Below are 25,089 nucleotides of genomic sequence, written 5' to 3'. Positions count from 1 at the left end.
GGTGCAACTATTTTAGAAAATCTTGTAACGTTTGCCTCAATTTCAGTAGTCCCTGACGAGCGCGAGTTTTGACCGTCCCTAAGGGGATATTTAGTTGAGCCGCAATTTCCGATTGACTGAGACCCTGGTAATAGGACATTTCTAAGATTTGACGCTGATTTTCTGAAAGTTGCGCCAAGGCGTCCCGAACTTGCTGCGATCGCTCTCCTAACGAAGCTTGCTCAAAAGGGCTTGCAGAGCTGATTTCAGTCGTCATTGTTTGACGCCAACGCTCTAGAAATTTGTGGGTGGTGCCACGAGAGCGAAGTTTGTCAATCGCACGCGATCGCGTCATAACGGTTAGAAAGCTGCTAAGAGAACCACGAGCGGGATCGTAAGTATCAGTACGCCACAGATGCAGAAAAATCTCTTGAGTGAGGTCTTCTGCTTCTTGGGGATTTTGCAAAATTTTTAATGCTAACCCATAGACAAGAGCGCCATAGCGGTCGTAGAGAGTGCCCAGAGCAGAGGATTGACCAGCTTTAAGTGCTTGAAATAGCTCTGTATCCATCCGGGGCGTTGTATTTGTTGATTTGCCATCGAGAGAGTCAGGATGCATGCGTTCTGGAGAGTAGGTCTAAGCCAATCACTCTTCAGAGTCAATTGCAGGACTTGATTGCTCTGCATCTCTCACAGGAGATAAATTCTCTTTTTCTTTAATACGATCTAAAAGATTAATTGGATTTATTTCAACAAAACTGCTGAACGCCTCCGTAATTCTACGAGTAGTGGAATCCAAAATCTCAGTAAAATCATAAGATTTGAAAATACTGTTAATTTGTCAATGAGGTTTCTACTTAATTATGTCGCCGAGCAAGCTTTGAGTTTTTGAGGAGCATCGAATGGAATGGTTCTGGACAATCGCTGGGGTGCTGACTGCGCTCTTGGATGCGATCGCATCCAAGCTTCCAACAGATACCCCCTTGGTTTCTGGGCTTTTTTGAGTTGGTTCATCATGCCAGAAAACCAGGCAAAGCCTTACTAGCAGTTTTACTTCAACCTCTTTTGGTATACATCTGGGGAATCCATCTTGAGCTAAAAGTACAAGGAATTCAGATGATTGCCCATTAATGTCACCAATCGTTGAGTAAAGGCAATGGAAAGAAACGATACTCCCTGGCTAGAGCAATCCGAGAAGCTGGTGAATATATGGGTTGAGACGGAGAAAATGTGGAAAAGCTGGTTCGATCTCATGAGGTCTGTTACAACTCCGGAAACACTCGTCAATGCTCGCGCAGAGGTCAAGGACGCCCAGCCGCTTTTGGACACTCAGGCGGTCTTTGTGCGTTTCCTGGAGAGATTGACCAGCTCCAGTAAGGACACAAATTTTTTGGTTGAATTGGGCAAGGATTGGCAACCCGTCTTCAACAATTACGCTGATTTGTGGCAAATCTACGAAAAGAATCTGCAAAACTTAGGTCAATTTTGGGCAGAACCACTGCGGCAACCACTAGAGATGGCGACTCAGGCGATGAGCGGCGATCATGCAAGGTCGCCGTCCACCAACCTCTACTGGGACTATCAACAGACCTTTGGCAACTTTCTTTTAAGCCCAAGCCTGGGATATACCCGTGAGTTCAACAACAAACTGCTGAAAAGCTTTGATGCCTGGACAAATTTCTATAAAGCAAGCTTTGACTATCAGTTAGTGCTGATCGATGTTTGGATGAGAGCCTTTGAGCAGCTGGTGCGATTGGCATCTTCCCAGGAAAAAGGCGAAACGCTTCAGAACTGGCGGCAGTTTCAGCAAGTTTGGAGTAAGGTATTTGACCAAGCATTCGCACAGACGTTCCGTTCAGAAAATGCCCTTCAGATCCAGGGTAAGTTCTTGAATGCAGCCATGACCTACAGGCTCCACCAGCAACAGCTAATGGAAGTGTTTCTGAAGATGAATGACTTGCCAACTCGCAGCGAAGTCGATGAGATGCACCACAGCATCTACGAACTGCGGAAGGAAATTAAAAGCCTGAAAAAAGCTTTAGCAGAATCCCAACGCCGCGAAGTGTCTTGAGGATGCAATGCACGAGTTTACCGAGCTAACCGAAAAACTGTTTAAGGGTGCCCATAACTTAAGTCACCTGCGCGAGGAGGACATTCAGATTGGGGTGACACCCAAGGAAGAGGTTTACCGCGAAGATAAGGTGGTGCTGTACCGCTTCACTCCCAAGGTGGAGCCTTCACTGAATATCCCCATCCTGATTGTTTACGCTCTCGTTAACCGTCCCTACATCGTCGATTTACAGGAAGGGCGATCGCTTGTTGCTAACTTGCTCAATCTTGGTTTGGATGTTTACCTGATTGACTGGGGCTATCCGAGTCGAGGCGATCGCTTTTTGACCCTTGACGACTACATCAATGGTTATATCAATGACTGTGTGGACGTAGTACGCGATCGCTACAATCTAGAGCAAATCAACCTGTTAGGAATTTGTCAGGGAGGCGCTTTCAGTCTCTGCTACAGTTCCATTTACCCGGAGAAGGTAAAAAACCTAATTACTATGGTCACTCCGGTGGATTTTCACACCCATGAGGGACTGCTCAATGTTTGGGGTGGAAGCACTCTGGGGTCACAAGCTCTGGATGTGGATTTAATGGTAGATACTCTGGGTAATATCCCTGGCGACTTCATGAATTTAGAGTTCTTGATGCTAAAGCCATTTCAGTTAGGAATTCAGAAGTATATTGACTTTCTGGATACTATCGATGAGGACACGTTGCTTAACTTTCTCCGCATGGAAAAGTGGATTTTTGATAGTCCTGACCAAGCTGGGGAAGCTTATCGACAGTTTATGAAGGATTTCTACCAGGGAAACAAACTCATCAAAGGCGAGATCGAGATTGGCAAGAAGCGAGTAAATCTGGAGAAGATTTGCATCCCAGTTTTGAACATTTATGCCGAGCAAGATCATCTAGTTCCCTCGGCTTCTTCCTTGGCTCTTGAGAAGTATATCGGGAGCGAAGACTATACCGTGCGCTCCTTCCCAGTCGGGCATATCGGGATGTATGTGAGCAGTAAGGTGCAGCGAGACCTTCCTCCCACGATTGTTGATTGGCTGAAGGCGCGAGTTTAGAACAGTTGGCATCTAGCAATTCTCTATTGGATGCAGTAAGGTTTAACCCCACCTCTGCCTCTCCCCGCGAACGGAGAAGGGTTCAATATTCTCCCCTCTCCGTAAACGGAGAGGGGATGGGGGTGAGGTTCCGAGTGTATATTGCACTAAGAGTGAGAACCGCTATATATAAGCTTTGCGGAGCGCTTTTCGGAAGGCTTTGCTAACGCTTTACAGCAGCTGGCGATCGCGCGATCGCAACCCTCCACACCCCCACCTCTTAGGTCTGTGCCGCCTATACCGCAAGCGGTATAGGCGGCACAGAATTTTAATTCGCTAGCATATATGAGCCAGGTTTTCAGTTCCTGGTCAATTAACACCTCAAGACATTCGGACTAGGGTCTAAATACTTCTCCCGATGCCGTCAGTTGTTTCTTGCAACGGCTCAACCCTAGAACATTCCTAATACCCGATGTCCGAAGCCTCACCCAAGCCAGTCAATCAACTGCTAGCTGCTCTGCCAGATGCTGAGTACCAAGGCCTTGTTCCCAATCTAGAGCACGTCTCGCTCCCTTTTAAGCAAGTCCTTTACGAGGTTGGTGAACCAATTAAATACGTCTATTTCCCCGATCGGGCAATCGTTTCTTCCCTCACCACGATGGCAGATGGCTCGATGGTCGAAGTTGCTTTAGTGGGAAATGACGGAGTGGTCGGTCTCCCCGCCGCTTTGGGAGATAACATCGCCACTACAATCGCAATGGTGCAGGTACCAGACTCTGCCATGAGGATGAAGGCAAGCGTGCTGAAAACCGAGTTTCAGCGGGGTGCTTCACTGCAAAGTCTGCTACTGCGCTACATGCAGGCGCTGCACGCCTTCGTTTCCCAAAATGCTGCCTGCAATCGCCTCCATTATCTGGAGGGGAGACTGGCTCGTTGGCTGCTGCTCGTCTGTGACCGTGTAGAGTCAAAGGAGTTGCCCATGACTCATGAATTTATGAGCCAGATGCTGGGTGTACGACGTGCGGGTGTCACGGAGGTGGCTAACGCTCTTCAACAGGCAGAACTGATTCGCTACACTCGTGGCAAAGTTACCATCCTAAATCGGGAAGAATTGGAAGCGGTTTCGTGTGAGTGTTATCAAATCATCCAGGGCGAGTACGCTAGGTTGCTAGGCACTAAGAACGGTTGAGAGTTGTTGTTAGAGGAAGAAGCGATCGCTTCTCTCTCTAGCTGCTCTCGCAGCTCAATATTGATGAAAGTTCATGAAAGCCGTTATCTCGCAACCTGTCTAGGCTAGATGAGCTTACTGGTGTTAGACACTGACACCGCCAGTACCGCTAACCCTACAGCTCCCAGTACAGCGCTCGCATCCCACCTTGCGGTTAGATGAGTTTCCTGCCCAGTGGAGTAACTGTTCGCCCGTGAGTTCTTGGTGACATCTCCTGCACCAACCTGAGTACAGGTATGGTGTAGGCTTCGCAACCAATCCGGCTATTGCTTTCACTAAATCGTCCCCTTGCTCAAAAGATTTAGCTAATCAACATCAGTTTTGTTCGCTTTACGGGCGATCGGGTTGCTGTCAATACATCCTCAGCGGAATCAACCAGTACGAATTGCAGTTCGCGCCGCACATCTTCCGTTAACTCAAGTTAACGCTATAGCAAATTATCGATTTCTAACTTTATCTTTAGGATGATTTATCTAATGATTTATAGATAAGTTATAGAGAACCAAACGTGAGAATTATCACATTTTATAAAAAACAGTTTCCCTCGCCTTTGTATTTTGAATAACACATTAATTTAATATTTCACTTGTTTGGAAGATAGGTTGATATGGCGATCGCTCTTACTCAGTGCATACCATTAGCTAGAGGATAAAAAATGAATCGCAGCTTAAGATGTCTGATAACACAGGAAATTTCATCAAGGAACGATGGGCTTATTACTAATAGACATGGATGGCACGCTCCGCGAACCACTCAGCGGACACCAATACTTCCAACATCCCAAAGATCAACGCATTATTGAAGGTGCTGATATTGCCATTCGCGCCCACAAAGATGATTGGATTATTGTTGGCATCACCAACCAAGGTGGAGTTGCCGCAGGTCATAAGTCTATGCAACGGTGCATCCAGGAACAGCAATACACGCTTGAGTTATTCCCTGAGTTGAGAGAAATTTACTTTTGCCCAGACTTTGAGGGTAAAAAATGTTTCCGCGTCACTCATCACAATGTTCATAACCACAGCCAAACCAAGTGGTCTGGACAGTATCGCAAACCGCGATCGGGTATGTTGCAACTAGCAATGGTGAGACACAAACATACTCCGCAAAATTCGCTTTATGTAGGCGATCGCCCGGAAGATGAACAAGCTGCCCAACGATTAGGTGTACCCTTTCAATGGGCATGGGACTGGATCGCACAACATCAAGAAGCGATCGCTCCCAACCTGACAGAAGCACGGTAACAAGAGAGGATACTCATGGAACGAGAGATTACAGATAGCGACGGCATTACCTGGACGTGCATTCAAGCCTATTCTGGGCTTGACAACAATGCAGAAAACCGGGATGCGGCGCAGGTTAAAGGGCAGGAGGATACCTACTGGGTCGTTTGTACGCCCAGTGGTGGCGCGAAGTCGGTGCGGCTCAAACTTCAGGGTGAATGGGAAAAATCCTACTCTGACGAGATGTTGCTCGATGAAATTCAAGCACAGCAGGAGGTATGATCGCAGCAAAATTCGCTGTATGTAAGCGATCGCCCCAAAGATGAACAAGCTGCCCAACGAGTAGGTGTACCCTTTCAATGGGCATGGGACTGGACCTGTGCAACATCAAACTCTAGTCTTAAGTATTCTCTTGGCAGCATCGATACCTGATAAAGCAGCACCTTCCATAAAACCTTGCCACTCGTAAAAAGAGTTAGCGTGTTCGCCAGCAAAGTAAATATTTTTAAACGGTTTACCTTCATTACCTGCAATTGTTGTGAAATAACCGGGGTGATTGCAGGTGTAACTGCCCTGGAATAGGGGGTTAGAAGGCCAGTGTTCTAGATGCACTAAAAAATTATTGCCGTTGCGTGTGGCTGCCTTTAAAGTGCCAGGAAAAACGCGGTTGAGGTCATTGAGAAAAGACCCGGTTTCCTGCTGAACTTGATTAGGATTAATGTTTTTGCCTCGATTTCCACCAGAGTAGTCGGTCAGCACTGCTCTATTATTAGTTGCATTTTGTGGGTTTGTTTCCCAAGTGTTTTGATGATTTGATAAATCTGAATAGGATGAGCCGTCACTGCCAAGAGCAACCCAAGGGCGACTATTAAAGCCAACCATCATCTTAGCATTGGTTCCATAGCGCAAATTATTAATCGCAAATAGTTTCTCGGCAGGCAGTTGAAGACCTTTTAAATCAACTTGGCGCAAAGTTGAGAAGGGAATCGCAAAGACAACTGCATCATATTTGGCAGATGAGGCATCATTAAATGTTAATTCTACTTTGCCTGCACTATCAAAGCGGACTCCTACTAACTGCTTGTTATAGTTAATTTGTCCTTGCAGTCGGCTACGCAGACCTTCAACAATTTGCTGGTTGCCGTTAATGACGTGATAGCGCTCGTCGCTGAAGACACCAAAGGGTGTAAACTTCGATCGCTTGTCGGCGTGAATGAAATAGAGAAAACTGAGGCTGCTTTGCTGGTCAATTTCTAAACCGTACTCGGCAATATAAGCAGCTTTGATAACACCTTTGATTAGGTTTCCGGCATTACGGCTATCTAGATAGTCTCGCAGACTGAGCAAGTCGAGCTTTTTGTCAGCATCAGTATAATTGTCGGCGGTGGGCTGTGCAGATAGCGATCGCAAGTCGGTACGCATAGCGGCAACAAAATTGCGGAATTCATCCACAACCACTGACTCTGAATAGCGCTGACCGTTGAAATAGTAAAAAACTTCTCCTGGTTGTTTTGATAAATCTTCTGTCTTGAGGTTAAACTCCCGCACGTATCCCAGCATTGTCTTGTGCAAGTTGTCAATCAACTCGCCGCCTCTTTCCACAACCTGACCGGTAAAATTAACATTCCCAGCAAAATCGCCTCCCAGAGAATAACAGCGACCGCCACTTCTATTGCTTGCTTCAAATACGGTAGCGTTAATCCCGTTTTTCTTCAGTTCGTACCCGCAAGCAAGTCCGGCTAAACCAGCCCCCACAATTCCAACTCTTACATCTGCTGGTACAGGAGCTGCGAGGGTACGGTGAAGCAATCCTGAGCCTACTCCTATTGTCGCGCCGATCGCACTCAGCTTGCCCATATCAGTAAGAAATTCGCGCCGATTCGTGCGCCGTACCGCCATCAATGCCTCTAGAGATGCAATTCGCTCAATTCCCTCGTTGGTGGAGATATTTTGCTCTTGGCAATAGCGAGCAATGCGGATAGCACGTGCTAAGTTGTCGAAGAGTGGGGAACGACTCATAATAGCTTTTTCTCCTCACGCAGAGATTAATTAACGTCCTGTGCAACTTTATACTCAGAACCCTCGTTGTTATCGGGGGCTTTCTTAAAGTTACACGTTGCGCGATCATCAGTTGAGTGATTCAAGGACGTAAAGCTATCTCTTGCATTGATACTGAAACCAGCGCAAAAAAAGTAGTCCCACAAGGACTACTTTTGCATTACAGAATCAAAGCCAAGGAGGGCAGATGAAATAATTTCCAGCCGTAAGCATTAGAACACTGTCTCTACTTCGAGAAGGTATTCTGGTTACGCGCTAGGTTGAGCATTCGATGAACTTGGCATAGCGATTTCTGCTGACTTCACAAATCCAAAGTAGAAAGCGATCGCAGCAGTTAAAGCATTGAGCCAGATATTATTTCCAAAAAGTGGTGTAAGCCCAAACAGCGTATTTGCAAAGGGCAGCAATCCTAAAATAGCACCTGCTGCATAAAGGATAGCGAAGATGCGATTGAACACAATTGCTCCGCTTAAGCTAGTAAATGCCGCAATTCCCCAAACACCCACTAAAACGCCAATTGCATTATGAAAATAGTTGGTGGGGAATACTCCGAATATATAGCCGAAACCTGGTTCGGAGGTAAAGTTCTCAGAAGGAGTGACAAAACCAGGCATAAATCCAGCTAAGCCAAGTGACAAGAAAAGGAGACCTAGGATTAGAGCAGCGTAACGAATTGAAGAAACTGAAGATGTTGATGTTTGCGATGTTGATGTTTGCATGGCAGTATTTTGGTTTTTTAAAATTTTGGGTGTGGGCTAAACAAGTGTTTTGCTGCTGTTGGAGAAATACAGACAGCTTCTAACTGACCATTCAACTTCTAGCGAACCAGGTGGAGTACATCCCGAAGAACGCTATAACCAGCCATATCCCAAAGAAGATAGGCAACAAAACCCAGCATTGCTAGGCGACCGTTCCATAGCTCTTGCTGTGGGTTCCAGCCAAAAATCCAGGCATTGCGATCGGAACCGTTATATGCTGGAGCGACCGTAGGGGTTTTAGCAGTATTGATGGTTGAGTTTTTCATAGTGAATCGTTCTCAATGACGTTGTTTTGATTTCATGCTATCGAGTAGATTTGCTAGTATTGTCTACCGTTAGGATTGCATTCTACCTATATCTAAAGATTCGATTTGTAACGTTCAACTGTTAATATCGGCACAAGAAAAAGCATCCTTATTTACCGATAAAATTGGGGAGAAAAGCCCGAACTTTTATTCCGGATGATTGACTTCAGGATCGAGCGGAAGTTGAATTGGGTCAGTATCGGGTAGCGTTCCTTGAGCATCGCTACTGGGTACGTCGGGATTGTTGTGAAGATTAACCCGACCTTTTTCCGACTGCTCGCCATCTGCTGCATAAGAGCCTGCAATCGTTGAAGCTCCAGCAGTTTTGGCATCGCCTGTGGTTATGGTTGTGGATGAGAAATTAGAAGCAATGGGATGCGCGATCTCTTCTCCCTCTGGGTTTGTGCTGACTCCTGCTGCAATGTTTGCATCTAAAACAGCACTTCCACCTGCATCGGAGAATGCAAAAACTTGAGCCTGTTGAGATGCGCCAACTTCTTGATTTGGCTCACTTGCTTGATTCGGCATGGATGCATTACTCTTTTCTAATTTATCGGTGAATCTCTTAGAACAATTACTGTGGTATCAACCTCTCCCCTTCCACTAGCTTCACTCGCGATCGCCATCAGCCACAACTAGGGCGAAATACACAAGCCAGAAGCAGCATTTCAGTCAGAGCAACTAGCACTTCAGTTCGTTGTATAGAGCGGCGAAACTCAACAGACAAACCTTGAGTTGGGTTTCTTCCCTCAACCCAACCTACAAAATTAGCTGAGATCGCATACGTGTTTGGTTTTGCGATCGCTAAATCTAGCTCTCAACCCAGAATCCTTGGAGCAGCGGGATAGAACCGAGCCGAGCAGTTCATTTTCATCAAAGACTTGCCTAATTTTCAGGAATCTTTAATCTTTTTAACGAGAATCAGTTCCTTGATTCGGAGCGCCTACCACCTTAGGAGAAGCTCCTGGAGCTTCAGGTTCCGCACCGGGACTGGTTTCAGAATCGGCTTGTTGACTCGTCATACGATATCTCTCATCAAGCGGAGTGTCCCCCTCTTCTGTGGTTGGTACAGTTGTTTCGCTTCCAGGATTATCTTGAGGGTCATATTTAACCTCATCTTGCCGATTGTCTTGAGGATTTTCTATTGTCATAAACTGCACCTTATAAATTGGGCTATTCTACTAGGATATTCTTTAGTTTATTAAGGGTTTTCTATCTCCGGTTAGGACTGCCTCTATGACTAATTTAATAGGAGATATTACTGGGTAATTAGCCAAAAAGTATGATAAAGCACAATTAGAGTTAACATTTGCTATTTATTTGAGCGAGAAGCAAGACTTGCCATCAAGCAAATTGTGATTCTTATAGGAAGGTGTGTAAAATAGCTGCTTTGATGAAAGCTGTCGATCTAAAAGCTATCATTTGCAATGGACGGTTGTAGAGATTGTCATCGATCCTCAAGCGTTGCGATTACAACTGTTTACCCCATTTCGCCGACGTTGGTACACCTACCCCTGTCCGATGTTCTTCGTATCGAACTGTTCGATGAGAGGTATGTGGTGCTATTGCGCTATCAACACGAGCGGTTGTGTATCATCCGTACCCGTTATCAAGACTATATGATTGGCTCCAGATTACGGCTCGTTGAACAGGAGTGGCTAGTCACAAAATTGTCTGCATTACTGAAACAGATGTAGGGTTGCGATCTTGAGAAATAGCAATAAACTTGCGATCGCGTCTTCGATCACGTTGGCATCAATTGCTGAATGCGCTGTGGTTCCTCTCCCAGCCAATCTAGATGCTGGGCAGTGCTGTCGAAAATTGATGAAGTTTTGAATGGCTCAAACTCGCCTCGTGATGCGGCTTCTGCCGTTTTTGCTAACAGCGATCGCACCTGCTCGTCATTCATTGGCTGAAATGTCCGCATCGCTTCAAACGCCTGATCGAGAATCTCCATACTGTCAATTCCCGTAATCACAACCGATGTCGGCAGATTCAATGCATAGTGCAGACACTCAATTGGCGTTACCGTATTTGACCGTAACAGAATCCCGTTTGCCATGCTTTTCATCCCCAGAATGCCAATGTCCTGTTTAACCAGTTCTGGCACAACTAGCTTCGCAAAGCTTCGGTAGTGTGCATCCATCACATTCAGCGGCAACTGAGCCGCATCAAATTTAAACCCGTTACTGGCTGCAACTTCCAGCATATGCAGATGAATCTGGGGGTCTTTGTGCCCGGTGAAGCCAATATATCGGACTTTGCCAGCTTCCCTCGCCTCTATCAAAGCGGCATTTGCCCCTTCTGGGTCGAAAACTCGATGCGGGTCCTCGAAGCGAAGGATTTCGTGGTGTTGGACGAGATCGATGCAATCAACTTGCAGACGTTCCAGTGATTCGTCTAGCTGTCTTGCAGCTTCTTTCTTGGAGCGACCGTCAATTTTCGTCATCAGGAATACTTTGTCTCGGTAGCCATCGCGCAACGCTTTCCCCATGCGAATCTCGCTGACTCCGCCGTTGTAATCCCAACTGTTATCCATAAAAGTGATGCCACGATCGATCGCAGCGCGAACAATCCGGATACCCAGTTGCTCATCAACGTTCTTCAATCCGATGTGCCAGCCACCGAGTCCGATCGCAGAAACGCGCTCTCCTGTACTGCCGAGAGTTCGGTATAGCATTTCTGAGTTTGGCGTACTTTCTGACATGTGTTCTCCTTATCTGCCAGCTATTGCTTAAGTGCATATAGCTATGAGCAAATTCAAACGCAAGGAAAAGTTCGCAACATCTTGCTAGAGGCACACGAGAGCTGGATCTTGTAATAGCGGTGTTAGCCCTGTACGCTAAATGACTTATGGAATGAGACAACTCCACTGGGTATCCGTGCGCCGAATGAAATCGCTTGAAAGTATTCAGGTGGAACATCGGGTAGAACAAGATTTGGCTGGCTCTTGAAACCAAAACGGTTGTAGTATTTTGGTTCGCCAAGCAATACACATCCACCTGCACCAAGCTCCCGTAGAGTAGTCAACGCCTGCTTCATAAGCTGTGACCCGATTCCAATGCCTTGATGTTCCGGAGCGACAGAGATCGGACCGAGTCCATACCAATCCTGACTCCCATCGGAAATGGAAACCGGGGACACAGCAACATGACCAACGATTTGTCCATTCACCTCGGCAACGAGAGAAACTGTCAAGTTCCCTGAGTTACGCAAGGCATCAACAATCAACTGCTCAGTGTGGCTAGTATGGGCGGCATTGAGAAATGCGGCAGTGGTCAATGCTTTGATGTCCGCCACATCAGAAGTAACTTCTTTTCTGATTGTTAGATTCATTACGGAGGATTACTTGATTGATTGTGTTGCAAAATTCATAAGCGATCGCGGAAGCTAGCCGTTAGGGTTTGCATGGGTGTGTAGCATTCAGTTTTTAATCTCGCTCTTAGGAGGGGCAGCCATGTCTTCTATCGAGGACAACAAAATAATTGCTCGACGGTGGTTTGAACTCATCAACGAACACAAGATTGAGGAGATATGCGAGATGACTGCCCCGACTTGGAGGATGCATGGTGGTCCGCCAGAGCTTATCCCTGGACCGGACGGGGTTCGCGAACTCTTTCGGACAATGGGTTCTATCGAGCAGAAATGGACGATTGAAGACGTAATTGCTGAGGGTGACAAAGTTGCCGTGCGTGCGATCAACACCTGTGTCCAAGACAGTTTCCTTGGTATACCCGGTCGCGGTCAGCCTCAGACATTCACGGCTACGTTCATTCATTGGATTGCTGACGGCAAGATACTGGAAACTTGGCGAAACGCTGACGATCTCGGACGGATTCTTCAGCTTGGGGCACGGATTGAGCCGGGAACGTCTGAGCAGTAGCCTGAGCAGTAGCCGTGGAGGTAGACTCGATAGTTCAAAAGGTGCCTAGCGTATTTTTCAGTACTGCGATCGCGGGCGGTAGCCTGAAGGATGGCGGTTCAAAAGTTATTTGCCTGATTCAATATCTCAGTGAATTGTAGATAGGGCGGTGATTTAATCGTGTCGATTTTTGGCAAACTTGGGCGATTTGTAAGCTTTTGGTTGGTCGCTACTCATACCCATCCAGGTTAATTATCTTCTCCTGACTTAGGGTTTCGTGGCTCATCACCGCCTGCCTAACTAGGCTAGCTCGCCTATTTGCTTGTTCGGATTTTTGCAAAAAGCGTTCCGCCATCTCACTATCGTTCGTTTCGCCCAGATGTTTAGCCATGTGGCTCATTAACATTTCGCTCTCCTCGATCCCGCGAAGTGTTTTCCAAAGTGAGGCTTCAATAGACTCCGTTACTTCTACAAGCAGAGAATTTAGGGAATAGGCATGTCCTGTATGGCAACGGAACCGGATAATGTTGCCTTCTTTCAGTTGCAGAAGCATCCCGTGGCACTCTGGACAGGTATAGGGAGAGAGCTTCCCAAGCTTCATGATGCCGCTCTCAAAAGCATTGTCTTCCCGCGCTACTTTGACTTCAATGTCCATCTGCTCAGACACCAGATGTCCTCCTTTCTTCTCGACGGCTTCGTTTGTCATCTCAATCAATAAAGCGCCCATTTCTGCGACGGGGACGCACCAATCAACCTCTACCGCTTTCATCGCTTGGATAGGCATGGAGGCGTGAAGTGCATCAAAAGGGTCTTGGACAATCGCTTTCCCGCCTTGCTCCTTCACTGCGTACAGCCCAGATGCCCCATCATCAAGCATTCCAGTAAGAACCACCCCGATCGCTTGATTTCCATAGCTCCGAGCGGCGGAGCGGAATAAGACGTCAATCGAGGGACGAAAGCGATTTTCTTTCGGGCCCTTCGTGACTCGGACATACCCCGATTCGACAAGCAGATGGTGATCGGGGGGAGCAACATAAACCCGTCCCGGTTTGATTGCCTCTTTGTCAATTGCATGGGCGACTGGCAGCGAGCAAACCCGATCCAGAATTTGGGGCAAAACACTTGGATACGCTGGGGCAATATGCCAAACAATAAAAATAGCACCCGGAAAATTGGAGGGGAGTTGAGCAAGGAGCTTTTTCAGGGCTTCCATCCCTCCCGCCGATGCTCCAATGACGACGATCTCAGGCTTTATCACTTATCTTCCTTGACTAAAGGCGATTACCTTGCGGAATTCATGATTTTTAGCGAGAGTAGAACGCATCTACTCACTCAAGTCCAGTCGTTTATGAATGGTAAAAATAGTAAGTGGTATCCTCTTGTGACTGCTAACAGCAAAAACTTATAGGCTGCTTGCGCTTGTTCGTTTCTTCCAGCTTATCGAAACTTGCCTTTGTCTAGCAGGGGAAAAATGGTCGCTAAGAGCAACTGTCTGATTGTTGGTCAATCTAGGCAAAATTCTCTTCTCCTCCTGAGAAGACAAAACTAAGCCTGTAATGCTCTTTCTATAAGCATTACAGGCTTAACCAATCGTATCCACTGCTCATTTAACGCCTTAAATCAGCGATCGCTCAACCACCATCTGATGAAATCTCCTCAATTCCGGTCAAAGTTTAGTGACGGGTTTAAGATTTGCCAGACCCCTATGAAATAGGGCATCCTGTACAATCAATTCCGGCAAGACATCCTTGAACATTTGCACCGTCTGCTGAATCCGCTCGAAATCTTCGGGATTGTCTAAGCGATCGCGTAGCGTCTCCGAAAGAGAATCGCGCACTTCTCGTTCACCAAGCGCAACAACCAACTGATTTATCCCTTACCGATCATTCTGTAGCGGCACAGCACAAATACGCCCCTACGCAAGGAATTGAGCTTTTGGGGCGCTTTGGGCTTTCCTGGTATCGATGACTGTGCGTTTACTGTGCGTCGTCTGCGGTGTTCTTGTCGCCCTGTCCCAGCAAGGCGCGAGTAGCGGCAATCACTTCAGGCGCTGCCAGCACTAGAGACGTTAACGAGCAAACCGTCGCCACCTGGCAGTACTCGCAAAAGGCTTTGTTCTCGCTCCACTCTTCACGAGCTAGCTCAAGATTAGTCACCACGTCAATCAGGATTTTGATACCCATTGCAATGGGTAAGAGCGGGTTGCGTCTAGCGCGATCGAGACCACCCGCAGCCGCCAGCCAAGCGGTGATGGCGTAAGTAAGCACCATTATCGGGCCATCGGGTGAGTTAAATCGGCTGTATGCATAGTTAGATGCGTCAACGCGGTCTGCATCGAAAAGCGTTTGTCCGGGAGGATCGGGTAGATGGCTAATAATCCCGGTCTGATATAGGGTAACAAGCTGTCCCATCGAACCCCCTAGCATAGACAAGCCGATAATCGCTCGGCGACGGCTCATGTGAGGGTTTTGTCCTTTCCGCAGTTCCTGACTTAGTTGTTGTGGCTCCATGAAGCGCAATCCTCGATAACGTATGCGTTGACGGTCGCATCGGCTTGCACGAAGCTTTCAACCGACGAATAGAATACGCAGTCTGCATCCAATTCGGCAGCAATCGCGCCCAATGCTGCCGATGCTGATAGTCGAATAAATTGCTTACCATTTTCACGAATCGGTTTGATGCCTACCTCTGACGCTGGAGGTAGTTATAAAATGTTACACTTCATCTCTTTTTGTATTCAAAATTACAAATTGGCTTAATATTTAGATTCCTTTTTCTTCTCACGATTTTCCGTTGGTTTAAGTGAAACTCCCCTTAGGTAAGAGGTTAGCTAGTAAGCAAATAACTATTATTTAAAAGATTGGAAAATTTAAAAGCTTTTATAAGCATCTTTCCCCAAATGGAGGGTCGATTTTATGGTATCGTCTCAATCTCAAGCTAAACGCATTTTATTGGTAGATGATTTAGAGGATAATGTATCCCTCCTAGAGGAGATTTTGGCGGAAGAAGGGTATGAGATTGATAGCGCTAGAAATGGTAAGTCAGCGTTAGCCAAGATAGAAGCATCGCCACCGGATTTAGTGTTGATGGACGCTATGATGCCAGGAATGGATGGTTATGAAGTAACTCGGCGGATTCGGGAAAATCCGCAACTCCCTTTTATTCCGATTCTGATGATTACGGCAAGTGAGAGTGCTAATATCCCTCAAGGATTAGAGTTAGGAGCGAATGACTTCATTCGGAAGCCGATTGATTTTGAGGAGTTAATGGCAAGAATTAAAGCATCTTTGCGATTGAAAAGTATCGTTAATCCTGCTCAATAATTTCAAGAATTATACAGTTAAAAGAAAAACCAGATAAAACCAAAATTCAAGAAATTGATTCCAGGGTTTTCACTTCTAGGGGCAAGATGACGGTGAAGGTGGAGCCAACGCCAACCTGGGATACCAGCTCGATTTTGCCTTGCATTAGGTTTACCAGTTGGGCGACAATTGCTAAACCTAAGCCAGTGCTATCGGGCATGCGATCGCGAGTTCCAGCTTGAAAGAAAGGGTCAAAAACCCGCGCCTGGTCTTCAGGAGCAATGCCAATACCAGTGTCGCTCACTGCAATAGACCAGCGGTTATCAGATAACATCTGACACGTTAATTGGACACTTCCTGTCTCTGTGTAGCGAATTGCGTTGCTTAAAAGATTCGTGACAATTTGCTGCAATCGCAAGGCGTCTGTCAGCACTTTTTCAGGAGCGCGTGCAGCAGAACTATCGGCACTAGCCGAATCACAATCAACCACCATTTGTAGCTCTTTGGCTGCTGCCAAAGGCTCCAACATTTCAACTACATTGTTGATTAAAGAGCGTACATCTATTAGTTCTGGGTGCAGTTCTATCTTCCCTGCTGAATACCGGGAAATTTCCAGGGTATCGTTGATCAGGCGCAGTAAGTGCCTGCTATTGCGTAGCACGCGCTCAATGTGTTCCAGATTCGGGAAATTGTCTTGAACTTCAACATTCTTTCGTGAAGAGCGTAACATCAGCTCCGAGTAGCCAATAATTGAATTCAGAGGATTTTTCAGTTCGTGGGCTAGTTGAGAGAGATTATCCTGATTCGCTTTTACCAAGCGAGTGAGTTCTTGATTGGTTAACTCTACCTGACTTTGCACCTGCTGTAGTTCTTGCAATCGCTCCTCTACATAACTTTTGAAGCATTGGGCGATCGCTTCGTCGATGGTCGCGTCAATTGCATTGTAGGTTCGCATCACTTCCGGAACCGTACCCTCTAGTAAATCTGCCTCTAAAGTGGAAAAGATCGTCTGGCGCAGTAGACGATACTCTCGCGCAATTTCAGTGGTAGCGAAACCTTGTTCAGCCCGCAGAACACCATGATGCAAACTGTTCTGGACGATGGACTGAATATCGTTTTCTTGGGAGCGGGAAAGTACAGTTGCCATCGCTTTTAGCACATCAGGAATATGATTCCGGATCGCCGATCTGGGTAAATCGTCAGTGCTGGAAATCTGCCTATCCAAACGGACTGCTTCAACCCAGTTTTTGGCGATCGCGTCTATTTTTCCAACAAGCAATTGGCTAAAATCCATGATGGCAAGAGGCGTGAGGAGGAATCGGTCAAAACCTTCTTGGCATCATTCTACATTGAGCGATCGCGCAGTTTACTTGTCGGGTAACTGGACTTTAGGAAATCTTTCCAAAGTTCAGCTTCGGCCTTTGTATTCAAAAGTACAAGCTTGCTTAACATTATGTCCTTTCTGTAGGTAGAGGATTAAATAAATTAGCAGGTTTATTTTGGTTTGTGGCTTGTTTACTAGATTGAAAGCTTTGATGATAAGAAGCGAATATAAAACTTTTTTCCAAAACTGTTTTATAGTAAAAAAAGCTCCCAAGAAATACCTTGGCGAGCTTTATTAATCCTTAGAGGATGTTTGCAAAGTAAATTGTTTTACAAACAAACTCTAAAAAAACTGAAAACACTCGTATCTCAAAAACAACTCTAATAGTCACTCAGATTTTTGGCTCTGTGTACTCCGGATCGTATTAAAATATCCCTCCCACAATTGCTTCTGAGTTTCGATTGACAGACGAGCCAGCAAAGCCTGAAATTGCAGAGAACTTGCCAGCACTTCTTCCTGAAATTTCAAAGTTTTCTCGAAATTCTCGCGGTAACTGGGTGTATTGAAACCTTGCATAGCCGGCATGGTAGAAGTCCAGCTCTTGAGAATACCACTCTGCAACTCGCTTAACTGTCTGGTAAACTGCTCAAAATTATTTGCCCAATCCATTAGTGTTACTCCTGTTACTTTCTTATGTAATACAGATGGTTTGTCCACTATTTTAATCAAATAATAATTGGTGATTAGCTCTAATGGATGATTTATAAATAAACTAAATTTTTTAAGTTAATTGTAAATATAATTTACAAAAAAGCGTCTTTTGAATTTCGGCGTTACGGTCTTGGGAAAAATCCCTTTGTTGCAGAATAGGGGTTAATTTATTTGCGGGAAGCTATCACAATGGCTGGCTTTAGTTCGACTTTATTGTAAATGGTGAAACCTTCCTGAAACTAATGAAAGTAGCCTCAAGGAATATCCCGCCTTAAGTTAGTAAAGTTACAAGACCTGACATTGTAAAAAATAATGAGGATGTATGCAAGAAGCCTATATTGTCTCGGCAGTACGGACACCGCTCGGTCGGTTCGGAGGTGCGTTAGCGGGTTTTTCCCCAGTAGAATTAGGTGCCCACGTCATGCAAGCAGCGTTGGATCGGGCGGAAGTTTCGGGGGAAGCTTTAGACCTATATATCTTTGGTAATGTACTCAGGGCGGGACACGGGCAGTCTTTGCCCCGTCAGGCAGCTTTCAAAACCGGGATTCCCCAGACGGTGAATGGGTATGCAGTGGATATGGTGTGTTCGTCGGGAATGATGAGCGTGATGAACGCCGCCACCGCTATCCGCTCTGGCGAAGCGGAAATCATACTTGCTGGCGGCATGGAATCCATGTCCCAGGCAGGGTTTTTCCTATCGCATCGAGGCAGATGGGGGTATAAAATGCTACTGGGTGCGCCAGAGCAACTCAGCGATATTTTACTTTACGACGGTCTTACCGATTCCACGACCGGCGAAACGATGGGAGAGCAAGCTGAGCGGCTGGCAGCAGCTTACCAAGTGACGCGGAAGGATTTAGACGAAGTAGCGCTATATTCACAAGCTAGGGCAGCGATCGCAACCGAGAACGGCTGGTTCAACAAGGAGATTGCACCAATAAGAATAGAGGGGAAAAAAGGTTTGCAACTCGTGGACAAGGATGAGGGAATTCGCCCCGAAACCACCTTGCAGAGCCTTGCCAAGCTAAAACCTGCTTTTAGAGAAGATGGGGTGTTCACGGCTGGAAACAGCAGTCAGATATCCGATGGAGCCGCAGGTTTAGTTTTGGCAAGCAAAACGGCGGTGGAACGCTTTAAACTCAAACCTTTAGCTCGCATCCTTGGGGGAGCGTCGATAGGTGGAGAAACTTGGCGCTTCCCGGAAGTTCCGATTCTGGCAGTCAACAAGCTTTTAGACAAGCTCAAGATGAGAATCTACGATTTTGACTTGTTCGAGAACAACGAGGCTTTTGCTCTGAGTAGCGTGCTGTTCAACCGGAAGCTGGGCATTCCTTACGAGAAGCTGAATGTCTATGGAGGAGCGATCGCGCTGGGGCATCCCATCGGTGCGTCGGGGGCGCGAATTATCGTCACGCTGCTCAACGCCTTACAGGAGCGAAATGGACAGATGGGACTGGCATCGGTGTGTCATGGAACTGGTGGCGGAACTGCGATCGCAATTGAGCGGCTTTGATAATTGACACTTCCAAGGTTTTTACAACGTATAGCCGTAGAATTCTTGGTTCAGTAACTCAACTCAGCTTTTCGTGGACTAAACCAAAACATCTAACCTGGGCTAGGTGGAAGAGAACTGGATCAACGACAAAATCAATATATTCAAGGTTTTTTTCGCTTGAAATAACCCATTTCCAGAACTAAGGTAATGGTGTTCGTTCGGGTTCTCAAAGCAAGGGGTGAACAACGCCTCTAAAAGCTCTGTGAGTAATATTTGCGCAACTCGTATTGAGCTACATTACCTCTGCGGTGAAGCGGGTATCAATCAGATTATTTTCCTACAGGATAACAAAGCATGGTTACAACAATAGACGATACAAAGCGGATGGCGATCGCTGAAAGATTGGCAGACTTGAAAGCCTTTCTAAATTTAATCATCTCTAACGAGCAAAAACTCATAGATTCTTGCCCTTATGAAGATGTCCGTGAGCGTCTGCAAAATATGCTTTCTGATGACCAGAAACACCTGGGCATCATAGACACTGTAATCGTTCAATACGGCATTCAATCTGAACCGAGTGCTGCAACCAAGATATTTATTCCGCAGTTTGAGCAGATGATGTCAGGTGATGAGTTTACCTATTATCAAAAACTCATTCACCACGAACTGATAAAGCATGGTCAAGCCATGAGTGGAATCATGATCCACAAAGCCGCTCAAGTTGTAGGGGCTGATATTGAACTGGCAATTGGGCCTCTCAATACTGTTAACTTCGAGGGTCGCGCTCACCAAGAACAGCTCAAGGGGATGCTCGAACAGGTGGGAGTCCGCGAAATGACTGGTCAAGACGCGCATCAGGGACTCTGGGCAAGGGTGCAAGATGCAGTTGCTGCCCTATCTGGTGTAGCTGGCAGTGTGCTTACGCAAAACACTGACAAGCAAGATATGAATATCCAGACCCTTATCCGGCTGGATCATGAGAAAGTGAATACACTTTTCACTGAAGTTGGAGCGACGAAAGATCCTCAAAAGCTCCAAGAGTATTTCGGGCAAATCTACAAAGATTTATTAGCACACGCTCAAGCAGAAGAAGAAGTCGTGTACCCGAAAGTACGCTCTTTCTACGGCGATGACAACACTCAAGAGCTTTACGATGAGCAAGCGCAAATGAAGCAGATGCTCGATGAAATTAAGGCGATTGACCCTGCTAATGCCGACCATTTCAGATCAAAAATTAAAGACCTAATGGAAGTGGTTGGCGACCACATTCGCCAAGAAGAATTTACGATGTTCACGGCAATTGACAAAAATTGTAGCACTGAACAGAAAGAGCAAATGGCTACTGAATTCAAAGCTGCCAAGAGCAAGATTCAGCAAGAAATGTCAGCCTAATTGCAATAAAAGTCAGCATCTTGCTGTACTGATTACATACACAATTCGCGATTTGTAGGGGCATGGCATTGCCATGCCCCTACGTAGGAAATTGGGCGTTAATAAATCCATCCTCCCAACCTACAACTGCAAATATTGGCGCTAAGCGGCGAAGACACTGGAATCAGTAATAGAAATAAGGGTGAAAGTGGCTCATGGTGTCTTTGGGACTGGAAGATAAAGTCGTCTTGGTAACGGGTGGTAATCGAGGGATAGGAGCCGCTATCGTCAGTCTCTTGGAGGAGCTGGGAGCTAAGGTAGCTTACACCCACCGCAGCGCTACCAATGGTCAGCATAAAGCGATCGCAATTCAAGCTGATGTAACCGACAAAGCAGCGATGACGGCAGTAGCAGAACAGGTTGAACAGAAACTAGGGTCAATTTACGGGATTGTGGCGAATGCTGGGATTACCCAAGACAACTTTTTTCCCAAATTGACAACCGAAGACTGGGATGCCGTAATTAACACTAACTTGAAAGGCGTTTACAACACCTTGATGCCCGTTATCCCCAAAATGTACGAGCGGAAAGAAGGCTCTGTGGTTTGCATCAGCTCGATTTCGGGTGAACGGGGAAACATCGGTCAAACTAACTATGCCGCAACCAAGGCGGCTGTGATTGGTTTAACCAAGTCCCTCGCTTTAGAGGCGGCTCGTTATGGGGTACGAGTCAACGCTGTATCACCGGGATTTATTGAGACTGATATGGTTAAGTCGGTGCCAGATAAGGTGAAAGAGCGCATTGTGTCCGAGATTCCGCTTCGTCGCTTCGGTAAACCGGAGGAAGTTGCTTGGGCAGTTGCATTCCTGCTTTCACCGAGCGCAAGCAGCTACGTCACTGGCGAAGTTGTGAGAGTCAACGGCGCTCATCACACTTAAGGGCGATAGCGATCGCATTGGGTTGAATGAACATTCAACACTAATAATTAAACTTCATTATTTAGATGGGATTGGAGCCAAGCGTGAAAACAGAGGTTGAAGAGCGGCGAATCAATGTGAGCGGTTTAAGCATCCGGTACTTTAAAGCAGGCGATGATGGTCTACCGTTAGTGCTGCTACATGGAGATAGTGCCAGCGCTCTTGATTGGTCTTGGGTGCTTCCCAACCTGGGAGCTACCTATCGCGTCTATGCGCCGGACTTTCCCGGTTTCGGTGATAGTGCCAAACCATCCCTTGAGTACACGCCAGAGTTTCTTAAGCAGTTCTTGGTCGATTTTCTTGACGCGCTGGGAATTGAGCGGGCGGTGCTAGTGGGCAACTCCCTAGGCGGTCAAGTTGCGTTACGCTTTGCCCTATCCCGTCCCGAACAAGTCGCAGCTTTGGTGCTGGTAGATAGTTCCGGGCTTGGTTACGCTGTCACCCCGTTGCTGTCTCAGTTAACTTTACCTGGGTATGGGGATGTAGCGATCGTTGGGTGCCAAACGCCTCCTGGTGCTAAGATGCGGTCTTGGTTACGGGCGACACTGTTCTTCGCCCACCCCGCGCAGGCTCCCGCGGTGTGGATAGCAGAGCAAGAGCGAATGTCTCAGATGCCCGGTTTTCTTCAAGCTACTCTGACCTCGCTGCGCGCCCAGCTGAATGTATTTGGACAGCATCAAGTGTTTCTCGACTCTCTAGGAGAGTTACCGATGCCGACTCTAGTCGTGTGGGGGACGGAGGATTTGGTTCTTCCAAAAGAGCAAGCTCACGACGCGGTTAGCCGCCTAAAGCAAGGACACCTTGCCTTAATCCCGGATTGCGGTCACTTACCCCATGTCGAACGCCCGGAAATTTTTAGTGACCATTTGAGCCAGTTTCTTGCTGGAGTTGCTGCTTAGAGAACTGTCAACCCTGCGGCTGATGTAGGCACGCTGGCTCTGGCTTATTTATTGGGTAGAAGTTGAACTCGTAGATTTCAATTAAATCAAGCATTTCTAGATTGACTTCACCTCCAGAGGTGAAGAATTTTTAATGAGGACTTTAAGGAGTAGCATTGATGCAACTGAAGCCAATTAATCAGCAGGTCGTTGCAGTCGTGGGAGCGAGCAGCGGCATCGGGCGGGAGACAGCCCTCCAGTTTGCCAAGAAAGGGGCAAAGGTGGTCGTTTCCGCTCGCAGTGAATCGAAGCTAGCATCCTTGGTGGAAGAGATTCAAAGCTTCGGCGGTGAGGCAACTGCTATCGTCGCCGATGTGACGGTATTCGAGCAGGTCAAAGCGATCGCAGACCGTACTGTAGAGGTGTATGGGCGACTCGATACCTGGGTGCATTGCCCCGCGATTGCCGTTTATGCCGCCTTCGATAAGACAAAACCAGAAGAGTTTAAGCGCGTTATTGATGTCGGATTGGTCGGGCAGGCATACGGTGCGATGGCGGCGATACCCCATCTCAAGCGTGAGGGGCGAGGGGCGCTGATCCATCTCTCTTCCGTCTTGGGCAGGCGCAGTCTCCCGCTTCAGAGTTCCTACTGCACCGCAAAGCACGGTATGGAGGGATTTATTGAAGCCCTGCGTGTCGAACTGCAACATGAGAAAATACCTATCAGCGTGACGAGTGTCAAACCCGCCGCCGTCAACACACCTCTGTACAACAATGCGCTCACCAGGTTAGGTGTGAAGCCAGCCAGCCTACCGCCTTTTTACGAACCCAGCTTAGTAGCTGACGCGGTTCTCTACGTTGCCGAACATCCAACTCGTGACTTTCTGGTTGGGGATGCGGCTAGAACGCTAGATTTGCTTCAACGGATTTCGCCGGGACTGGTAGATGCCATATTGCAGCGCGTTGCCTTCAAACTCCAGCGCACCGACGAGCCAAAGTCAGACGATGCGCCAAACAATCTTTATGAATCTATCCCAGCCAATGACCGGGTTAAGGGAGATTTTAGCAACTTAGCGATACCGAGCGTTACCGATTGGCTGGATAAAAATCCCGTTCTCAAGTGGGGTGCCTTGGCAGGTGTTGTCGCACTCGGAGCGGCTCTGTTAACCCTGCCAACAGAAGTCACTCTCCCTCACTAGCTGCTGTTGAGCGTTCGGCATCTTCAGTCTCTTCCTGGTAGTCCGTTGCTTCTGCTTCTTCCGACAGTGGCGAAATAATTAGCGGGTTGCTTGCCGAATCGCCTAAATTAACATAGGCATCTGGAGCTGGCATCGATGGTGTATCTGGTGTATCAATGTTTCCAGTGATTTCTAGGTCTATTGGTTTGGTGTCGGGATCTGGGGTTGCCATAAACTGCTCTTAGTTAGGATTAATCTAGATTGATAATTTTTTTCTGGGAGTTCCCTGATTGCAAGGGTTTACTGGAATCTCACTGAAAATGCGATCGCGCTCCACACAATACTCAATGCTCCGGATAATCTTCCGCAGACATGGGGTCTAACTCCCATCGACCAGCGTCCCGTGACTCCAAAATCTCATTTGTCTGAAGAGATACCCCGTCGTCATAATCAAGCCCAACAGCAACTCCGAGTTCGTCAACAACATTCTGATCGGGAGTAGCAACAGTTCCCCCTACTGCTTCGTCACCAACCGCTTCCGCCTGATCCCAACGAGCATCGATATCTCCTCCAGTTAGTTCTGGGCCAGCCGATGTGTACTGTTCCATGCGATCGCGCATGGTTCGCCCACCAATTTCTAGTCCTGGCTCTTGGGCAACACCCGTTCCCAAGGATTCAGTAATTGCCTGGGGTAAATCTGAAATAATTGGTTCGCCAGTATCTTCTACGGGGATATCTGAAACTAGGTCAGTATCTTCAATGGGTATATCTGAAAGATTTCCTTGTTTGCGTGTATTGCCTTCGTTGTCTGCTTTCCTAGTTTTATCAGCCATAATGCTTTATGTGAATCCTGCGAATACCTATAAATGCAACATATCTAAAGATGAGAGTAGCAAAATCCACAAATAGGATGAAAATTTATTATTCCTGCAAACAAAAAACTTTATTCATCGTGAATTTAAAGCTCTATGTATCTACGGGCACTTCGTAGCTTAATGCTAAACCATGCTTTGGGTAGAAGTTGAGTGAAGGCATAGTAATTATTCTGCTTAGAAGCACATAAATTTGTCTGAATAGTTATCAGTAGATTGAGCAAGCGATCGCGGCTTACAATATGCCCCTTTTAACTGATGAGGAATCAGGCAAGATCCTAATTTTTGATTTTTACAATATCCAGAGCGCTTTTAACTCTGCTTAAGTACAATGTTTGTTTCTCTATTGCTTAGTATGATGTAATTATTGAAAAGTTAATTTTGTAGATTCCAATTAGACCAAACGTTCTAGAAAAACTTTACCTTTAAGGTGAATTTTTTGGCATAAAAACTTTAAG

At 46.7% G+C, this 25,089-nt stretch carries 28 protein-coding genes; 12 read left to right on the top strand and 16 right to left on the bottom strand.

Features of this window, described 5'->3' with window-relative positions; all coding sequences use genetic code 11:
* Positions 1–7 precede the first annotated feature (7 nt).
* Positions 8–598, bottom strand: coding sequence for a sigma-70 family RNA polymerase sigma factor (locus NDI33_RS00705; RefSeq protein WP_190429200.1), 591 nt, complete (start codon positions 596–598; stop codon positions 8–10).
* Between the two features lie 537 nt (positions 599–1,135).
* On the opposite strand from NDI33_RS00705, the gene phaE reads away from it, so the two are divergent.
* The 3 genes from phaE to NDI33_RS00690 all read left to right on the top strand — a co-directional run bounded on the left by phaE (position 1,136) and on the right by NDI33_RS00690 (position 4,278).
* The gene (gene phaE / locus NDI33_RS00700) at positions 1,136–2,050 is read left to right on the top strand and encodes a class III poly(R)-hydroxyalkanoic acid synthase subunit PhaE (RefSeq protein WP_190429201.1); all 915 of its coding nucleotides are present in this window, start codon (positions 1,136–1,138) and stop codon (positions 2,048–2,050) included.
* A gap of 7 nt (positions 2,051–2,057) precedes the next feature.
* Positions 2,058–3,110 carry a class III poly(R)-hydroxyalkanoic acid synthase subunit PhaC gene (gene phaC / locus NDI33_RS00695; RefSeq protein ID WP_190528564.1) on the top strand — a complete coding sequence of 351 codons (1,053 nt, stop codon included), beginning with the start codon at positions 2,058–2,060 and terminating at the stop codon, positions 3,108–3,110.
* A gap of 451 nt (positions 3,111–3,561) precedes the next feature.
* Positions 3,562–4,278, top strand: a complete 717-nt coding sequence (locus NDI33_RS00690) for a Crp/Fnr family transcriptional regulator (protein ID WP_190528566.1) — start codon at positions 3,562–3,564, stop codon at positions 4,276–4,278.
* 104 nt (positions 4,279–4,382) lie between these two features.
* Here NDI33_RS00690 and NDI33_RS00685 read toward each other — a convergent pair whose 3' ends face one another.
* A complete protein-coding gene (locus NDI33_RS00685; RefSeq protein ID WP_190678183.1) occupies positions 4,383–4,571 on the bottom strand; it encodes a hypothetical protein in 189 nt (62 codons plus the stop codon).
* A 453-nt stretch (positions 4,572–5,024) separates the two neighbouring features.
* Between NDI33_RS00685 and NDI33_RS00680 the strand changes: the two genes are divergently transcribed.
* Complete coding sequence (locus NDI33_RS00680; protein WP_190678180.1) at positions 5,025–5,561, top strand: HAD-IIIA family hydrolase; 537 nt, start codon at positions 5,025–5,027, stop codon at positions 5,559–5,561.
* A gap of 15 nt (positions 5,562–5,576) precedes the next feature.
* Positions 5,577–5,822 carry a hypothetical protein gene (locus tag NDI33_RS00675; protein ID WP_190429206.1) on the top strand — a complete coding sequence of 82 codons (246 nt, stop codon included), beginning with the start codon at positions 5,577–5,579 and terminating at the stop codon, positions 5,820–5,822.
* Between the two features lie 105 nt (positions 5,823–5,927).
* On the opposite strand, the gene NDI33_RS00670 is transcribed toward NDI33_RS00675, so the two are convergent.
* The 7 genes from NDI33_RS00670 to NDI33_RS00640 all read right to left on the bottom strand — a co-directional run bounded on the left by NDI33_RS00670 (position 5,928) and on the right by NDI33_RS00640 (position 11,997).
* Positions 5,928–7,559: an NAD(P)/FAD-dependent oxidoreductase gene (locus tag NDI33_RS00670; protein WP_190678177.1), complete on the bottom strand. Its 1,632-nt coding sequence runs from the start codon at positions 7,557–7,559 to the stop codon at positions 5,928–5,930.
* A 287-nt stretch (positions 7,560–7,846) separates the two neighbouring features.
* Positions 7,847–8,317, bottom strand: a complete 471-nt coding sequence (locus tag NDI33_RS00665; protein WP_190413853.1) for a DUF4383 domain-containing protein — start codon at positions 8,315–8,317, stop codon at positions 7,847–7,849.
* Between the two features lie 98 nt (positions 8,318–8,415).
* A complete protein-coding gene (locus NDI33_RS00660) occupies positions 8,416–8,622 on the bottom strand; it encodes a chlorophyll a/b-binding protein (protein WP_190413854.1) in 207 nt (68 codons plus the stop codon).
* 186 nt (positions 8,623–8,808) lie between these two features.
* A complete protein-coding gene (locus NDI33_RS00655) occupies positions 8,809–9,189 on the bottom strand; it encodes a hypothetical protein (RefSeq protein WP_190678174.1) in 381 nt (126 codons plus the stop codon).
* A 383-nt stretch (positions 9,190–9,572) separates the two neighbouring features.
* Complete coding sequence (locus tag NDI33_RS00650) at positions 9,573–9,812, bottom strand: hypothetical protein (protein WP_190436200.1); 240 nt, start codon at positions 9,810–9,812, stop codon at positions 9,573–9,575.
* Positions 9,813–10,405: 593 nt separating this feature from the next.
* Positions 10,406–11,368: an aldo/keto reductase gene (locus NDI33_RS00645; protein ID WP_190678168.1), complete on the bottom strand. Its 963-nt coding sequence runs from the start codon at positions 11,366–11,368 to the stop codon at positions 10,406–10,408.
* 122 nt (positions 11,369–11,490) lie between these two features.
* Positions 11,491–11,997 carry an N-acetyltransferase gene (locus NDI33_RS00640; RefSeq protein WP_190678165.1) on the bottom strand — a complete coding sequence of 169 codons (507 nt, stop codon included), beginning with the start codon at positions 11,995–11,997 and terminating at the stop codon, positions 11,491–11,493.
* A gap of 121 nt (positions 11,998–12,118) precedes the next feature.
* Here NDI33_RS00640 and NDI33_RS00635 point away from each other — a divergent pair, with 121 nt between their 5' ends.
* Positions 12,119–12,544, top strand: coding sequence for a nuclear transport factor 2 family protein (locus NDI33_RS00635; RefSeq protein ID WP_190430596.1), 426 nt, complete (start codon positions 12,119–12,121; stop codon positions 12,542–12,544).
* Between the two features lie 208 nt (positions 12,545–12,752).
* On the opposite strand, the gene NDI33_RS00630 is transcribed toward NDI33_RS00635, so the two are convergent.
* From NDI33_RS00630 to NDI33_RS00620, 3 genes are all read right to left on the bottom strand, one after another.
* A complete protein-coding gene (locus NDI33_RS00630; RefSeq protein WP_339380190.1) occupies positions 12,753–13,781 on the bottom strand; it encodes a chemotaxis protein CheB in 1,029 nt (342 codons plus the stop codon).
* A gap of 408 nt (positions 13,782–14,189) precedes the next feature.
* Positions 14,190–14,387 (bottom strand): hypothetical protein, encoded by a 198-nt coding sequence (locus NDI33_RS00625; protein ID WP_190678163.1) that lies wholly within the window; start codon positions 14,385–14,387, stop codon positions 14,190–14,192.
* Between the two features lie 112 nt (positions 14,388–14,499).
* Positions 14,500–15,033, bottom strand: coding sequence for a vitamin K epoxide reductase family protein (locus NDI33_RS00620; RefSeq protein WP_190430598.1), 534 nt, complete (start codon positions 15,031–15,033; stop codon positions 14,500–14,502).
* Positions 15,034–15,438: 405 nt separating this feature from the next.
* Here NDI33_RS00620 and NDI33_RS00615 point away from each other — a divergent pair, with 405 nt between their 5' ends.
* Positions 15,439–15,846 carry a response regulator gene (locus NDI33_RS00615; RefSeq protein WP_190412129.1) on the top strand — a complete coding sequence of 136 codons (408 nt, stop codon included), beginning with the start codon at positions 15,439–15,441 and terminating at the stop codon, positions 15,844–15,846.
* 46 nt (positions 15,847–15,892) lie between these two features.
* On the opposite strand, the gene NDI33_RS00610 is transcribed toward NDI33_RS00615, so the two are convergent.
* Together NDI33_RS00610 and NDI33_RS00605 are read right to left on the bottom strand one after the other, a co-directional pair.
* Complete coding sequence (locus NDI33_RS00610) at positions 15,893–17,119, bottom strand: sensor histidine kinase (RefSeq protein WP_190678161.1); 1,227 nt, start codon at positions 17,117–17,119, stop codon at positions 15,893–15,895.
* A 417-nt stretch (positions 17,120–17,536) separates the two neighbouring features.
* Positions 17,537–17,818 (bottom strand): hypothetical protein, encoded by a 282-nt coding sequence (locus NDI33_RS00605; RefSeq protein ID WP_190678158.1) that lies wholly within the window; start codon positions 17,816–17,818, stop codon positions 17,537–17,539.
* A 364-nt stretch (positions 17,819–18,182) separates the two neighbouring features.
* On the opposite strand from NDI33_RS00605, the gene phaA reads away from it, so the two are divergent.
* The 5 genes from phaA (at position 18,183) to NDI33_RS00580 (ending at position 23,780) form a co-directional block, all read left to right on the top strand.
* Complete coding sequence (phaA, locus tag NDI33_RS00600; RefSeq protein ID WP_190678155.1) at positions 18,183–19,373, top strand: acetyl-CoA acetyltransferase PhaA; 1,191 nt, start codon at positions 18,183–18,185, stop codon at positions 19,371–19,373.
* Positions 19,374–19,709: 336 nt separating this feature from the next.
* The gene (locus NDI33_RS00595; protein WP_190678152.1) at positions 19,710–20,747 is read left to right on the top strand and encodes a hemerythrin domain-containing protein; all 1,038 of its coding nucleotides are present in this window, start codon (positions 19,710–19,712) and stop codon (positions 20,745–20,747) included.
* Positions 20,748–20,941: 194 nt separating this feature from the next.
* Positions 20,942–21,664 carry an acetoacetyl-CoA reductase PhaB gene (gene phaB / locus NDI33_RS00590; RefSeq protein ID WP_190678150.1) on the top strand — a complete coding sequence of 241 codons (723 nt, stop codon included), beginning with the start codon at positions 20,942–20,944 and terminating at the stop codon, positions 21,662–21,664.
* A gap of 83 nt (positions 21,665–21,747) precedes the next feature.
* Positions 21,748–22,602 carry an alpha/beta fold hydrolase gene (locus tag NDI33_RS00585; protein WP_347275942.1) on the top strand — a complete coding sequence of 285 codons (855 nt, stop codon included), beginning with the start codon at positions 21,748–21,750 and terminating at the stop codon, positions 22,600–22,602.
* Between the two features lie 158 nt (positions 22,603–22,760).
* On the top strand, positions 22,761–23,780 hold the full coding sequence (locus NDI33_RS00580) for an SDR family oxidoreductase (protein WP_190678142.1): 1,020 nt from the start codon (positions 22,761–22,763) through the stop codon (positions 23,778–23,780).
* Here NDI33_RS00580 and NDI33_RS00575 read toward each other — a convergent pair.
* Both NDI33_RS00575 and NDI33_RS00570 read right to left on the bottom strand, forming a co-directional pair.
* Positions 23,764–23,991 carry a hypothetical protein gene (locus NDI33_RS00575; RefSeq protein WP_190426079.1) on the bottom strand — a complete coding sequence of 76 codons (228 nt, stop codon included), beginning with the start codon at positions 23,989–23,991 and terminating at the stop codon, positions 23,764–23,766. The two genes, NDI33_RS00580 and NDI33_RS00575, sit on opposite strands and share 17 nt — an antisense overlap.
* Before the next feature lie 112 nt (positions 23,992–24,103).
* The gene (locus NDI33_RS00570) at positions 24,104–24,592 is read right to left on the bottom strand and encodes a DUF6335 family protein (RefSeq protein WP_190426083.1); all 489 of its coding nucleotides are present in this window, start codon (positions 24,590–24,592) and stop codon (positions 24,104–24,106) included.
* Positions 24,593–25,089 lie beyond the last annotated feature (497 nt).

It is taken from the genome of Trichocoleus sp. DQ-A1, assembly GCF_039961955.1.
GTDB lineage: Bacteria > Cyanobacteriota > Cyanobacteriia > Cyanobacteriales > FACHB-T130 > FACHB-T130.
The sequence above is the reverse complement of the archived record's forward strand: the minus strand, read 5'-3'. Positions and strand labels throughout refer to the sequence as shown.